The 14,756-nt window shown below is 35.7% G+C and carries 10 protein-coding genes and 2 pseudogenes; 4 read left to right on the top strand and 8 right to left on the bottom strand.

What is annotated here, in order from left to right:
- Positions 1–10: 10 nt before the first annotated feature.
- The 3 genes from dut to yihA form a co-directional block, all read right to left on the bottom strand.
- Entirely contained in the window at positions 11–472 is a 462-nt protein-coding gene (gene dut / locus OPR43_RS03555; protein WP_265035529.1) for a dUTP diphosphatase, read from the bottom strand.
- A gap of 729 nt (positions 473–1,201) precedes the next feature.
- Positions 1,202–2,113, bottom strand: coding sequence for an acetylglutamate kinase (gene argB / locus OPR43_RS03550; RefSeq protein ID WP_320157475.1), 912 nt, complete (start codon positions 2,111–2,113; stop codon positions 1,202–1,204).
- Positions 2,114–2,117: 4 nt separating this feature from the next.
- Complete coding sequence (yihA, locus tag OPR43_RS03545) at positions 2,118–2,711, bottom strand: ribosome biogenesis GTP-binding protein YihA/YsxC (protein ID WP_265035525.1); 594 nt, start codon at positions 2,709–2,711, stop codon at positions 2,118–2,120.
- A 98-nt stretch (positions 2,712–2,809) separates the two neighbouring features.
- Here yihA and prfA point away from each other — a divergent pair, with 98 nt between their 5' ends.
- From prfA to OPR43_RS03530, 3 genes are all read left to right on the top strand, one after another.
- Entirely contained in the window at positions 2,810–3,889 is a 1,080-nt protein-coding gene (prfA, locus tag OPR43_RS03540) for a peptide chain release factor 1 (RefSeq protein ID WP_265025604.1), read from the top strand.
- A gap of 200 nt (positions 3,890–4,089) precedes the next feature.
- Positions 4,090–4,863 carry a hypothetical protein gene (locus tag OPR43_RS03535; RefSeq protein ID WP_265035523.1) on the top strand — a complete coding sequence of 258 codons (774 nt, stop codon included), beginning with the start codon at positions 4,090–4,092 and terminating at the stop codon, positions 4,861–4,863.
- 734 nt (positions 4,864–5,597) lie between these two features.
- Positions 5,598–5,819, top strand: coding sequence for a hypothetical protein (locus tag OPR43_RS03530; protein WP_265035521.1), 222 nt, complete (start codon positions 5,598–5,600; stop codon positions 5,817–5,819).
- Positions 5,820–5,932: 113 nt separating this feature from the next.
- Here OPR43_RS03530 and OPR43_RS03525 read toward each other — a convergent pair whose 3' ends face one another.
- Together OPR43_RS03525 and OPR43_RS03520 are read right to left on the bottom strand one after the other, a co-directional pair.
- Entirely contained in the window at positions 5,933–7,135 is a 1,203-nt protein-coding gene (locus OPR43_RS03525) for a WD_0033/WD_0034 family tandem repeat-containing protein (RefSeq protein ID WP_265035519.1), read from the bottom strand.
- 7 nt (positions 7,136–7,142) lie between these two features.
- Positions 7,143–8,336, bottom strand: coding sequence for a WD_0033/WD_0034 family tandem repeat-containing protein (locus OPR43_RS03520; protein ID WP_265035517.1), 1,194 nt, complete (start codon positions 8,334–8,336; stop codon positions 7,143–7,145).
- Positions 8,337–8,543: 207 nt separating this feature from the next.
- Between OPR43_RS03520 and OPR43_RS03515 the strand changes: the two are divergent.
- Positions 8,544–9,384: pseudogene (locus OPR43_RS03515) on the top strand (IS982 family transposase).
- A 588-nt stretch (positions 9,385–9,972) separates the two neighbouring features.
- On the opposite strand, the pseudogene OPR43_RS08115 reads toward OPR43_RS03515, so the two are convergent.
- From OPR43_RS08115 to OPR43_RS03500, 3 genes and pseudogenes are all read right to left on the bottom strand, one after another.
- A pseudogene (locus OPR43_RS08115) lies at positions 9,973–10,167 on the bottom strand (PD-(D/E)XK nuclease family transposase); the annotation flags it as partial.
- A gap of 168 nt (positions 10,168–10,335) precedes the next feature.
- Positions 10,336–12,129: a reverse transcriptase/maturase family protein gene (locus OPR43_RS03505; protein WP_265034303.1), complete on the bottom strand. Its 1,794-nt coding sequence runs from the start codon at positions 12,127–12,129 to the stop codon at positions 10,336–10,338.
- 509 nt (positions 12,130–12,638) lie between these two features.
- Positions 12,639–14,615, bottom strand: a complete 1,977-nt coding sequence (locus tag OPR43_RS03500) for a hypothetical protein (RefSeq protein WP_265035514.1) — start codon at positions 14,613–14,615, stop codon at positions 12,639–12,641.
- Between the last annotated feature and the right edge of the window lie 141 nt (positions 14,616–14,756).

Here is a 14,756-nt window from a genome sequence, read left to right as displayed (position 1 = left end):
TTTTCGTAAGTTACCTGCCACTTGAGCCAAAGCCCCCTGCATTGCGACCGGTTTCTTCTGCGCAGAATTCTTCTCTGTCATCCCAAATTACCTGAGATACAGGAGAAATAAGGATTTGTGCGATTCTATCTCCTCTTTTTATTTCGTATGGCTGATTACTTAGATTAATTAGGCAAATTTTAACCTCACCTCGATAATCAGAGTCTATAGTGCCCGGAGAATTTAAGACAGTGATTCCATGTTTTGCAGCAAGACCAGAACGTGGGCGTACTTGCCCCTCAAAACCGTTTGGTATTGCAATCACAATTCCAGTTGGAACAAGTAATCTCTCAAGTGGATTTAAAACAGCAGAATCATTCAATGCAGCATAAAGATCCATGCCAGCACTCTGCGTAGTTGCATAACATGGAAGAGATAAGTCTTCTCCGTGTGATAATCTTTTTATTTCTACTTTAATTTTACTTCTTTGCACTCCAATTTACCAGCTTATGAAGACTTAATTATAGCATGTAAATTGTATCTGCAAAAGTGATAAATGTAAATGATGTCATTCCAGCGTGTGACGCTAGGCCATAAAATTCCTTGACACATTTCGCCAGCCCCCTTATCATGAAACTGAAGCTATTTATTTATCTTCGCAATCTCTGCAGTGGATTAATGACAAAAAAACTTAATGTATTTGGCGTAAATCATGCTTAATTTTTTGCACTATGTGCACCTCATGTCTTTATAAAACTTTTAGGTTTCTACCTATACAAGCCGAAACGCGCTTATAAAGCGTTTAAGACAGTAAAAGACGTCAAATAGACAAGGGAGAATTTGAATACTAGCTACCCTATGTTTTCTTTGCCTTTTTTTCCACTTAGTAAATTTCTTAACGTTTATAATTTAGGTTAGTCGCATTTAAAAGCAGCTAAATTGCAGCGTTTAGAATAAAAAACGCCAATATTTTGAAGTACATATAAATAACTAGTTAACCATGGGGCTTCTTTTGCCTTTTTTTTCATTTGGTAAATTTCTTAAATATTTATAGCTAAACGACAACCGTCATCCCTGTAAAGGTCAAGTATCCCGCTAACGCGTAGCGGGATCTATGCTAAGAGATACCGTGACGGTATGACGGCGTTATTTTATGCTCACCAACTTAGCTGGATCCAAGTAGTCAAGGCACTGGCATCCCTGGTAGACAACATTCGTGTAGTTATAAATCACTCACAATTGATATACTCGAATTATTTTCAGTAAATAAATCAAGCATAATGTTAGGTATTCTACCATCAACTATGTGAACAACTCCAGCACATTCCTCTACCACTTTAGTATATGCCATGAGCCTTCCAATAAATTTTTCTCCTTGAATTTTGCCACAATCAATCGATGCATTTAAATTTTTAACAGATATCTTCCTGCCACCAATTTTATCTATTTCTTCATCTGTGTCACTCAAGATTATCATTTTAGATGCAGAAACTGCAATTGCGATTGCGCTTGCAGTACTATCGGCATCAATATGATATGTTTCCCCATCTTTTCCATGACCAATTGGTGCAATAACTGGTATAAAATCTGATTCTTCAATAAAAAATAATATATCAGGATTGATTTCAGTGGGTCTACCGATGAACCCCATGTCTAATATCTTTTCGATATTATTTGATCTATCTTCTCTAAGCGTAGCGGTTATTTTTTCGGCTTTAATTAAGTTGCCGTCTTTTCCACATAATCCAATAGCTGAACCACCAGCAGAATTTATATGCTGAACAATTTTTTTATTAACTGAACCACACAGTGCCATTTCAATGATTTTCATAGTGTCTTTGTCTGTAAGTCTGATACCATTCACAAACTTACTGTCCATACCCAGCATTTTTAACACTGAGTTAATTTCATATTCTCCGTCATGAACTATCACCGGATTTATACCAAGCTGCTTTAATAAGACAACATTATGCACAAAAGTATAGAATAGTATTTCATCTGAGATCGTTATTCCGCTGCATTTAATGACAAAAGTTTCGCCCACAAAGCTAGGTATGTTAGATAACACTTCAAGTAATATTTCTGCTTTTTGTTCAAATGATACCTCACCCTTTAAAAATTCACTACTTTTCATTTTTTTATCTTGTAAACTTGAAAAACTCATCTCTTACCTTGGTTATTTTATGCTTAACACGGATGCTTATTTGATGAATTGACACATTCTCATTATTAATCCATTTTTGAATATCTTCTATAACAGCACCTAAGCTTTTTTGACTTACTTTATCTATTTTTGTTAGCACAACGTTAAAGTTAATATTATTATATATTAACCAATAAATGAAGTCTTTGTCTATTTCTTTTAATCCTACCTTGCTATCTATCAACACAAACACTCTTCTTAGATTTCTTCTTTGAATTAGATAATACTCAATTAAGTTTAAATATTGTATAATTTCCTCCTTACCTGCATGAGAATAACCATACCCTGGTAGATCAACAAGCCTGAACTTATCATTGTACATAGAGTAAAAATTTATTTGTCTAGTGCATCCAGGTTTAGAGGAAACTCTGGCAGCTTTTTTGCTGTTTATCAGTAAGTTAATCAGACTGGATTTTCCTACATTTGATCTACCAGCAAACGCAATCTCTGGAGCTGATTCATCTGGTAATGATTTTATGTCCGAAGCTCCAAATATGAAATTGCAGTTTGATGTTATCTGTTTTGCCATTATATTCAACTAGAAGGTAGTAGGTATATTATAGTGTTATTGCTTGATATAAGAAATTTTTTATTTCAGTATATATTACTTAGCTAGATCTGTGCTATATGGATATGGAAAATAATTTACAAGACTTAAAGAAAAAATTTAATGATATAGAGAGGAATTTGGAAAATCCTACCAATTTAAGTCAAAAAGAATTCATTACCCTTTCAAAGGAATACTCTGAGCTCAGGCCAATAATCAAGATAATTGATGAATATAACACGCTGAAAGAGGAAATTTCAGACTTAGAAGAAATAATGAAAGATGAAAACAGCGAAGGTGATATAAAAGAGTTAGCAAAAGAAGAATTTTTCGAAAAGCACAAGGTATTATTGCCAAAAGTAAAAGCAAAACTAAAGTTAGCATTATTGCCCAAAGATGAAGATGACTCAAGAAATGCAATATTGGAAATCAGAGCAGGTACAGGAGGAGGAGAAGCAGCATTATTTGCAGCAATGTTATTTCGTATGTATCAAAAATATGCAGAAAGAAGAAATTGGAAGTTCGAGCCAATAAGCATTTCTAATACAGGTATAGGTGGCTATAAGGAAGCTTCTGCACTCATTAATGGAACAGAAGTTTTTGCAAGGTTGAAATTTGAATCAGGGGTGCACAGAGTACAGAGAGTGCCAGAAACTGAATCCTCAGGAAGGTTGCATACCTCTGCCGCTACTGTTGCGATATTACCTGAAGTAGAAGAAGTTGACTTTAAAATAGAAGAAAAAGACTTACGAATAGATGTTTATAGATCCAGTGGTCCTGGAGGGCAATCAGTGAATACAACTGACAGCGCAGTAAGGGTCACCCACTTGCCAACAGGGATAGTTGTGATACAGCAAGATGAAAAATCGCAGCACAAAAATAAAGCTAAAGCGCTCAAAGTATTGAGGGCAAGGCTATACGAAATTGAAAGACAAAAAAAAGAAATGGAAAGGTCAACAATGAGAAAAAGTCAGATTGGCTCTGGGGATCGCTCCGAGCGCATAAGAACATATAACTTTCCACAATCAAGAATAACAGATCATAGAATTAATCTAACTTCACATCGGCTAGAGCAGATTATAAAAGAAGGTGAACTAGATGAATTTATTGAGGCATTAATTTCACGTAATGAAGCAGAAAGATTGGCCGGAGAGAGTTAAAATTGATTAAACAATTCTGCAATTGTTTTTTAATCAAAACAGGCTTATACACGTACTCTGCTTGTAGTTCTTTTCACAGAGATTTCAAACCCCCTAATACTTAATGCTAAGACTAATCTATTTTTTTTAAATATTTCTATTGATTTCTTGATAAATACTAATATGGTATTAATGTACTAACTAATAATAGTAGTAAAGAAATGCATAATAGTCCTAATGATATAAGCGGTGAAGTAATTCAAGAATTGAACGATTCAGCGAGACGCGGGCGAATAAACAAATTTAGAGAGACATTTAATAGCCTCAGTAACTACCATAAACAGTGCTACCTTGACGTAGCAACACTGGGGCTTCGTAATTACGCTATGTCTCTTATACTGATAGTAGTGGCAAAAGATCAAGCTGTTGAGGTATTTTTTGATCTACTCGAAAAGAATCAAGATTTTGCGTTCAGTACATTGAAAGCTACCTATCGTTTTCAACGTGCTTCATATAAAACTCTATTTAATAAATTAAATTATCGGCAAAAAGAAGGCTATCGTGCATATTTAGACAAGGCATCGGCCAGAATTCGGTCTACCTCAAGGAAATTTTACTTAAACAATAAAGAGGGTTCAAGCAAGCCAAGAACCGAAAACTCCAATACAGACAGTTTAGATAATGAATCTTCAACGTTAAATAATTCAATAAATTTCCTTCCAAATTCTGCTCCGTTAGAGGAGACAACTGATCAATATGGGTTGAATCCCAGAGGCATCGTTCCAAAATCTACTCTTGCGGGCAATTGCGTCGTCGATTTGGATGGTATACTTTCAAAGTTAGGGGATCAATCATGCGATGAATTGATCTCCTGGGTGACTGGAGAACAGCCATCAAATAGTCTTCAACTCCCAATGTTAGAAAAGTTTGATAGACTAGATAAGTTGGAAGAAATACGTATAGAACCAGCAGCAAAGCGCCAACGCATATTATAATAATAACTGAAAATGAGAAAATCTATATGGTGATTATAGATCTTCTCCAGACCTTGAAAACAATAAGTAGACAGTAAAAATAAGTTCTAGTACTATCGCGGATAAAACAAGAATAGCTACACTGATTGTTTGACCATTGTAAACGTAGTTTGTTAAGCCGATAAAAATAGCCATGATAAAAGCTCTAATAAAGGCTAATGCACAAGAGCTACTCAGGATATATGGGAGTTAACTCATTAGACTTTTTGCATAGCTTTTGGCAGCGCATTGGATGAAACGAAAAACTTCCTTGACAAACTCCGCCAGCCCCCTTATCATGAGACTGAAGCTATTTATTTATCTTCGCAATCTGTGCAGGTTAATGACAAAAAACTTAGGGTATTTGGCGTCTCATGTTTAATTTTTCGCACTACGTGCATCGCATGTCTTTAAAAATTTCTGGGTTTTTACCTATATAAGCCGAAACGCGCTTACAAAGCGTTTAAGACAGCAAAAAACGTCAAATTGACAAGGGAGAATTTGAATGCTAGCTACTACGGGGTTTCTTTGCCTTTTTTCCTGCTTAGTAAATTTCTTAAACACTTGCGGTGTAGGTTAGTTGCAAGTTAAAAGCAGCTAAATCGCTCTTAATCAAGCGTTTTAGAATAAAAAAACGCCGATATTTTAGTACATAGTAAATAGCCAACCACCAACGGGGTTTCTTTTGCCTTTTTTTTCGTTTGGTAAATTTCTTAATGTTTATAGCTAAACGACAACCGTCATCCCGCTACGTGTTAGCGGCTAAGAGATACCGCGGCGGTATGACGGTTCGTGGCGGCATGATGATAAGCTCGTCATCCCGCTGCTTGTTAGCGGCTAAGAGATACCGTGACGGTATGACGGTTCGTGGTGGCATGACGATAAGCTCGTCATCCCGCTGCTTGTTAGCGGGATCTAGAGATACCGTGACGGTATGACGAGGAAGAACAGTTGCTACGTGTTAGCGCCGCGGCGGTATGACGTAGGGAAACCTTTCTTGGGTTAGCTATAAAACTAATCAGCATCTTGTTTAGCACATATAAATTAAGTTTCACAAATATAGTGTAAAACCTTGAAAATATGTTATAGCTACTTCTTCCAATTTAGTGGTGGGTTTTGGCAGTACACATGCTATTTTACCAGCTATCAACTCAAGTGTCACAGAAGTTACAATTATTGCATCTATATTCTGTGCTTTAACATCTACTCTACTTTCTATTAGAGGCTTTACCCCCCCTACATCATTACGTACAGCAGTATGATTTATTTCATTTTCAATTCCACTACTATGCTGCAACAAGATATCCCCATTAACTTTTATTTCAACATTTTTGTCACTACTACCATTGTTAAAATTTAATCCCTCATCTCTTTTACTTTGTCTTTTTTGTCTTTTTTCTTTTAATTTTAATTCAGTTTCTCTTTTATCAAGGGTAGGAAATGGGATGTGAGTTTTTTCCTGACCATCTTGATTTATAGCTCTTGTTGTATTGACAACTTCGTTGCTTTGACATGATATTGTATAAGTAAGTGGTGTGCAGATTTTTTCTTCACTATCTTGATATTTTATGGTTATTGCTGCATTACGAATGTCTTCCAGAATATCGTTTTCTTTAGCTACTCTTAATATTTTCTTAACAACTATATTATCTTTACGTAGTATAGCATAAGTAAGTGGTGTGTAAATTAATGAATCATCATTAATTATTTTTACACTAAGAACACTCTTTAAAAGGTTGCTCAATTCGGCTTGTTGCAAAATATCCTTTGCAGCTTGACTATTCTCGCAAAATATAGCATAAGCAAGTGGTGTAACAGCTGCTCTCCGACCATTTGGATATTTTATAGTTGTTGTTGCGTCAAGAATATCTTTCAGAATACCGTTTTCTTTAGAGACTTTTAAAATTTCTTCAATAGCCTTGCTATTTTTATATAATATGGCATAAGTAAGTGGTGTGCAAGGTTTTTCCTGACCATCTGGATATTTTATAGTTGTTGTTGCGTCAAGAATGTCTTTCAGAATACCGTTTTCTTTAGCTACTCTTAACATTTTCTCAACAGCTATACTATCTTTACGTAGTATAGCATAAGCAAGTGGTGTAACAGTTACTCTCCGACCATTTGGATATTTTATAGTTGTTGTTGCGTCAAGAATATCTTTCAGAATATTGTTTTCTTTAGAGACTTTTAAAATTTCTTCAATAGCTATACTATTTCCACGTAGTATAGCATAAGCAAGTAGTGTGTAAGTCACTTTCTGGCTATTTTATAGTTGTTGTTGCGTCAAGAATATCTTTCAGAATATCGTTTTCTTTAGAGGCTTTTAAAATTTCTTCAATAGCTTTGCTATTTTTACATAATATGGCATAAGTAAGTGGTGTGCAAGGTTTTTCCTGACCATCTGGACATTTTATAGTTGTTGTTGCGTCAAGAATATCTTTCAGAATATTGTTTTCTTTAGAGACTTTTAAAATTTCTTCAATAGCTTTGCTATTTTTACATAATATGGCATAAGTAAGTGGTGTGTAAATTAATGAATCATCACTAATTATTTTTGCACTAAGAACACCTTTTAAAAGGTTGCTCAATTCGGCTTGTTGCAAAATATCCTTCACAGCTTGACTATTCTCACAAAATATAGCATAAGCAAGTGGTGTAACAGCTGCTCTCCGACCATTTGGATATTTTATAGTTGTTGTTGCGTCAAGAATATCTTTCAGAATATCGTTTTCTTTAGAGATTTTTAAAAATTCTTCAATAGCTATACTATTTTCACGTAGTATAGCATAAGCAAGTAGTGTGTAAGTCACTTCCTGACTATCTGGATATTTTATAGTTGTTGTTGCGTCAAGAATATCTTTCAGAATATCGTTTTCTTTAGAGACTTTTAAAATTTCTTCAATAGCTTTGCTATTTTTATATAATATGGCATAAGTAAGTGGTGTGCAAGTTTCTTCCTGACCATCTAGATATTTTATAGTTGTTGTTGCGTCAAGAATATCTTTCAGAATACCGTTCTCCTTAGAGACTTCTAAAATTTCTTCAATAGCTTTGCTATTTTTACATAATATGGTATAAGTAAGTGGTGTGTAAATTTCTTCCTGACCATCTGGACATTTTATAATTGTTGTTGCGTCAAGAATGTCTTTCAGAGTATCGGTTTCTTTAGCTACTCTTAACATTTTCTCAACAGCTATACTATCTTTACGTAGTATAGCATAAGCAAGTGGTGTAACAGTTGATTCTTTACCCCGATGTTTGCTTACTTCCGTAGTAAGAATCCTTTGTTTTTTCTCTTCAGATATTTTTTCTAGTTCTTCAGCAATGCTACTTTTTTTGCCTTTTATTTTTGATGCTAATTTTAAAATACTTTTTTCATCTTTCTCTTTCAATTTCGAATCATTTACCTGATAAGTCGTTTTTTTTCTCAAGATCTTTCTTATTGCACTAAACATAACATTTCCTCTCTTCGTGGTTATAATATTTGCTTTTATGAATCAGTTGTGTTGATAATGTATTAATTGCATAGTTAAAACACTGTTTTATAAAGTAAAATTTCAGTAGATCACCTTACAAACCCCAGTTGCGAATTAGAAAGCAGTGAAAAAGCCAGGAAAATAGGGTAACCTCCGTAAATTATTCACAAAATAGAGAGGTTACCCATGAATAAAAATATAACAGAATTATTTTGCCTGATCGACGATTTTTGCAATTCAGTTGACAAAAATTTTGCAGAAAAACTTCTACCAAGTGGCAAAAAACCAACCAGGACGCCAGAGATTACGCATTCAGAGATTTTTACCATAATATTGCTATATCAAGTGCGACAATTTTAAAATTTTCTATGTGCATTATTTGAAATTATTATACGAAACAGCGTTTCCAAAATTGCCATCCTATAGTAGGTTTATTAGGCTAAAATCGCGGGTTTTATGGTATTTAGCGCTCTTAATGCAATGGTTTTGCGAACAGTCAAAAGTGACAGGGATTTCGTACATAGATGCAACATCTATCGCTGTTTGCCATCCAAAAAGGACCTCGAGAAACAAAGTTTTCAAAGGGTTGGCAAAGATTGGAAAGACTACCTATGGGTGGTTTTTCGGTACATCTAGTAATCAACGAAACTGGCAAAATTCAAGGGGTTACGGTGACAAAAGGCAACGTTGATACCTGTGCCAAATTTAACTCAGAAATTGACTGGATTATTGTTTGGAGATAAAGGATATATCAAAAAAGATCTTTTTCACGAATTATTCGATAGAGGGTTAAAGCTTGTAACCAGTATAAAAAAGGGTATGAAAAACTCATTAATGGCGCTAAATGAGAAGATTTTGTTAAGAAAAAGATCGATTATTGAGACAGTTTTTGGCTCTCTGAAAAACAAATTTGAGATTGAGCATACTCGCCACAGATCACCGATAAATTTTTTGGTACACATTTTTTCTACGCTTGTTTCATATTCCATGCAGCCGCTGCATTTCTAAGCTTTACTTCGTTGGCTAATCCGCAACTGGGGTTTGAAGTCTGCTCGTTTTCACACGAATTAATGTTACAAATTCTATCCATTTCATTACAAAACGGCATTCGCTTTCTCCATTTTCCTTTACCTACACTACCATCAGCATTCCTTGCGGTTTGCTTGCCATATAGGCGAAAATACAGGCTTACCCTGTTCCTTCTGTCATACAACAGTGGGTTAGGTGGCTTCTCTATACCGGTGATTTGCGTACATCCAGAAATGAAGAATGCAACTTATCCACATTACCTTTTGGTCAGAGCTTATCAGCATCTTTAGCTCTTTAATCTTTACGATACTTATGAAGCTTTACTTACGTTCACCATACCACTTAGCCTAGCCCTCCAACCACATGATGCTTGTAGTTTATGCTATTCTCACGATTTAGCATCTTCTTTTTCAAGAGGAGGTTCATTGTCCGCATCGCTCGGCACCAATCGGTTGCCCGATTCGCACTGATGCGTAGACTCAGATGGCAAAACATCTGGTTCAATAAGTTTTAAAATCCTTTCAGTTTCTTTCTGAATGAATTCCTCTCCTTTTAAACAATATGACCGAAGACTTTCAGGTCGCACCATTTCGACTATTACTTGCACCCCATTTTCATCCCTGCAGAGTACATCAACGATACTTTGTTTTTTAGAGGCAATTTCAGCATCTTGAATAGTGCTGAGGAATTCTATTTCTTTTATTTCATCTTTGCCAGTGAACCCCAAAATATCATTGAGAAAGTGAATGAGGATGTCTTTATTTTTTTCAGTGCCAAAGATACGCCGGAACGCAAGGAGAGTAGACCAGGAAAACTTCCTTCCTGGCCCCTCGCAGAACCCTACGTGAGGTAGAGTGGGCAGCCAGCGAGTTACTTGTTAAGTACTTTTCCAACAACCCCTCTCCGAACCACGCATGATCGTTTCCGTATCACGTGGCTCTCCAATAATCTAACGTTTTAAGGAGTCACCATCATATTTTCCATATTGGATTTTCTTATGGCATTCATGACAAACAACAAGAGTTTTCCTCTGTCGTTCAATCATTCTCTTTTTCCATTCCGGTAGTTCAGTATTACGTTTACCTAGCAAATCAGCAAGTTTACGTACGTGATGTACTTCAATCTGCTCTTGTGATTTACATAATTCACAAGTTTGTGCCAATAGTCTTTGCTCTATTTCACTACGCTTATTCCATATTGGTATAAGGTTATCACTTATGCTTACCCATTTATTCCATTTTAGCGACACAGCACCAAAGTGTGTAATTAATGGTATCTTTGATGGTAAACGATCTACTCTGATTTGGATGACTTTTCGTTTTTCACCTTCATCGTTTTCAATCGTCGCACCAAATTTTCTATAAATTTTCCTGCAAGTTGTTTTGTATTTAGATGCTAAAGTCTTTACTAATGATACTTCCATCACATATTTCAGATAACTTAGTGTGTGAAGGTTGTAGGCCATTTTATAGTATTGTACAATTCCTCGATATTCAGTTTGATACTGAGCAACAATACTGTAAGCTGTATCAATTGTACGTTGAGGTAAATGTATCGGTTTACCACAACGCATATATTCAGAACACTTTTTCTGCTTTATATGATGTGGTACACGTAACCCAATACTACCGTTAATACATCGTTGTGTCCGATGATCATGTTTGTCATCTGCATGCAAAACATGTATTTCATAACCCAAAAAATTGGCTTTGCTATCACACGCATGTGTAATAAACGTTTTATCTTCATTAAGCATAAGTTTGAGCTCCTCATTGAGAAACCCAGCAATCTCATTCTTAATTTGTTCAGCTTCATTCTTTGGTCCTGCAAACCCTACCAGAAAATCATCAGCATACCTAACATACCAAAGACGTCGATAATTTAGATCGCAAGAATCCTTAGATGGCATACCCTGCACTAATTGACGCAGTTGTTTTGCTTGATCCCAGTTCCCTTGTTTTCTCATCATCGATACTTGCATGGTTAACCTTAAATATTTTGGATTTGTCCTTCTTCGCTTACCTCGGTTATTTGCTGGTATTAGTATATGCTCCACATGTTTATCTAACCGATCGAGTAATATGTTACTCAGAATTGGACCAATAATAGAACCTTGTGGTACCCCACTATGACTCTTATTGTACTTCCAATTTTCCATATATCCTGCTTTTAGCAGTCGATTGATTAGCTGAATAAAACGGTTATCTTGGAAGCTTTCACTCAGTATTTTCAACAACATAGTATGATCAATTGAGTCATAACATGCACTGAGATCTCCCTCTATAAACCATTTTGTACCTCTGCCTTTTTGCATTACTGCTCTTAATGCAGTGTGGCATCCACGCTTTGGTCGAAATCCATGTGAACATTCACTAAATTTAGGCTCATAGTAGGCTTCCAATATTAATCGGATTACTTCTTGAAGTAACTTATTTGACCATGTTGGCAACCCTAACGGCCTGCGTTTACCACTCTTCTTTAAAATATAGATACGTTTTACTGGTGTCCACCGATATCGCTCATAGCGTAAATCCTCTATGATTTTATCGATTTTCTCCAAAGACATACCATCAACTGTTTCAGTTGTCACACCTTCTGTCATAGCACCTTTATTACGACAAAGTTTGCCATACGCTCGAAGGTAAAGATCACTCTGATAAAGTAGGCGATATACGTTTTTAACCGGCAAATTTCTTTGTCCACGTTCACGTATAATGTTAAGTATTGTTTCAGCTTTCCGCATCTTGCGTACCTCCCAATTTCAACATTCAATTATCTGTCACCCTTTGCCCTGTATGTGGCTTTCCCACACTCCCCGGTGATTCGTTACTTTCACGACTACTACGATGACTCCGTAACCATAGAACTCGCGTTCCTTAGGTCATCCCATGTTCCGTCACTAAGAACTGTTCTAGATCAACTTAGGTTTTCCATTCATCCTCTTAAATAAGTTCACTACTTATCGTTCTACAGCCAGAATGTCACACAAACGAAAGTTTAATCTGTGCTTACCGTAGACATGGGGTTTTAAATGCGATACCCATGGATGTGAAGTCCCACCCCTGAAGATTAGAATTCAAGCAGTTTAGCTTTAACCATATTGATCAGGTGTTGCAAGCCGTTATCTTACACATCTTCAGATAACTCTCGCTTTACATACATGCTCTTGTCCTCCTTCCCTTTCGGGTTAAAGTTAGTTGTTCACCTCGAGGCCATTTATTCTGAACCCCGCTTAGCTCCGCTAAGTATTTCTTAATGCGTACCACGGCGCACACTTTCATGCTCTATAGCTTCCTCAACACTTTTTCCCCCAAAAAGACAGTTTTCCCCTAAACTTTTTCCCTTATTTTTTAACTTGTTAAGCCTTGCTCTATTTTCCTCATCAATCTCTACTTTTATTTTATTGCTGCCTTTCTCACTAGGACTTAGATAAATACTTATCTCTCCTACCTCAGTGGTAAAAGACATTTCAATACCACCTTTTGAGACATCCATGTAATTTCTTTTTCCCCCTATTTCTTCTACATTTTCAACTCTTACTATACTTTCTCCAATTTTGAGTATGCCAACTCTTAAATTTAAGCCTTTGGCTTTTTCATTGTTTAGGATTTCTGCAACTTCAACAATACTATCTTGCGAGTATTCTATACAAAAATATCCATTATCCTTGTCTACTCCTAATACATTTTGAGTCTGCTTGCTTTTGTTTACAATACTTTCATATGCTAAATTATTAAGTCCTAAAATATTTTTATTCCTTTGACTTAAAATCTCTTTTTCTCTGTAAATACAATTTACATAATCATCGTACCTCTCTTTAGTAAATTTATTTAAAGTTGCACCCTCCGATATTACTTGTAATATCTTTTTCTCCTCTAGAAGTCTAGAATTCTCAGTAGAATCGACCCAATATAGTTCTTGTGTTGTATTAATTATACGGTCTACAAAGGACTCGCCATCTTTATATGGAAAAGTGAACATAATTCCTTGTTCCAGTGCTTGGCTTATAACTTCATCAAGTCTCCCTTTCAACTTCCCAATATCATCTTCTTCACATTCACCAGCTTCATCTGAATTACTAAGGATTTTATCCATTTCTTGCCAAATACTTTCATACTTTTCCTTTTCTGCTTTATTCAGTTCTATTTGGGCTAAAGAAAAAGAATCTTTTTTTCTTATCATGCTTGTGTTTTCATCATGAAAACACAGATGACTGTAGCGTTTACCACAATCTGTATCATAATGACCAACATCATTATCACCACAGTCCGAACTATCTTCTGAGTTCTCATCACTATCTGACCAATTGTCAACTTTCGGAAATTCTGAGCTTTTCTGTTCACCTTCAAAAGTCTGATTACTACCGCCAGCGCCCTTTGTCAAATTTTCTTTACTTTCACAAGAATCACCTAAAGAATAGCCTTGACCCTCTTCTTGATCTGAAGCACTTAATTTGCTACAAGTCGCTTGACTATAATCATTGAAGTTATAACCTAAACCATTACTACCATGCTGTAAAGGATCGCTTTTAAAAATTTGTGGATTATTACTTCCGTCTGGCAAATCACCTGATAAACCAGTCTGATGATTATTTTCACCTACCCAACCATCAGTTGTTGTTGGAGTACATACATTTCCTGTATATTTTTGGTTATTTTGTGCTTCTATTTTCCTCTTCTTGTACAACAGTTCAAACTGATCAATTTCAATCGATCGTACTCGTTTCCTTGAAGGAAAGTCCTCTGGAATCTGATCCTCATCGTCAGAATTGTGACCTGAATCACAAATTACATGATCATTGTAGGTAGAATTATGCTCTACTGAATCAGTACTTTCAAAAATTTGTGGATTATTACTTCCGTCTGGCAAATCACCTGATAAACCAGTCTGATGATTATTTTCACCTACCCAACCATCAATTGTTGTTGGAATGCATATTCCTGTATATCTTTGGCTATCAAGAGAATCATTAGTTAATTGTACTGCTGTATAAGTTGTACGGTCATCCTCATCATCGGAACTAATACCTGAATCATGGCCATCACCTTCTTCTGAATCTGAATCACCTGACCTATGATTATTACTGTTATCACTTGTACAAGAATCATCGGAGTACTGTAGAGGAGTTTGTGCATTACTTTCAAAAGTTTGACGCCACTCGCTGCAAGGATCCTTAAAATCGAAAGCAGTGCGTATAGCTTTTTCCTTGCCTGATACCCCACCGTTCATATTGTATAACCATCACTCACTAATCCCTTAGTGAATATCGTAATATATAGGTCTGTCAATAAAAAAATATAACTTTCTTTGGTTCTAACCTTTGTAAATCAGTATCTATAGCCCGGTAATTTCTCATACGTTGCACTCTGG

This window comes from Wolbachia endosymbiont (group A) of Apoderus coryli, from assembly GCF_947251615.1.
Classification (GTDB): domain Bacteria; phylum Pseudomonadota; class Alphaproteobacteria; order Rickettsiales; family Anaplasmataceae; genus Wolbachia.
Note: the sequence above shows the minus strand (reverse complement) of the source record. Positions and strands in the feature narration are given on the sequence as shown.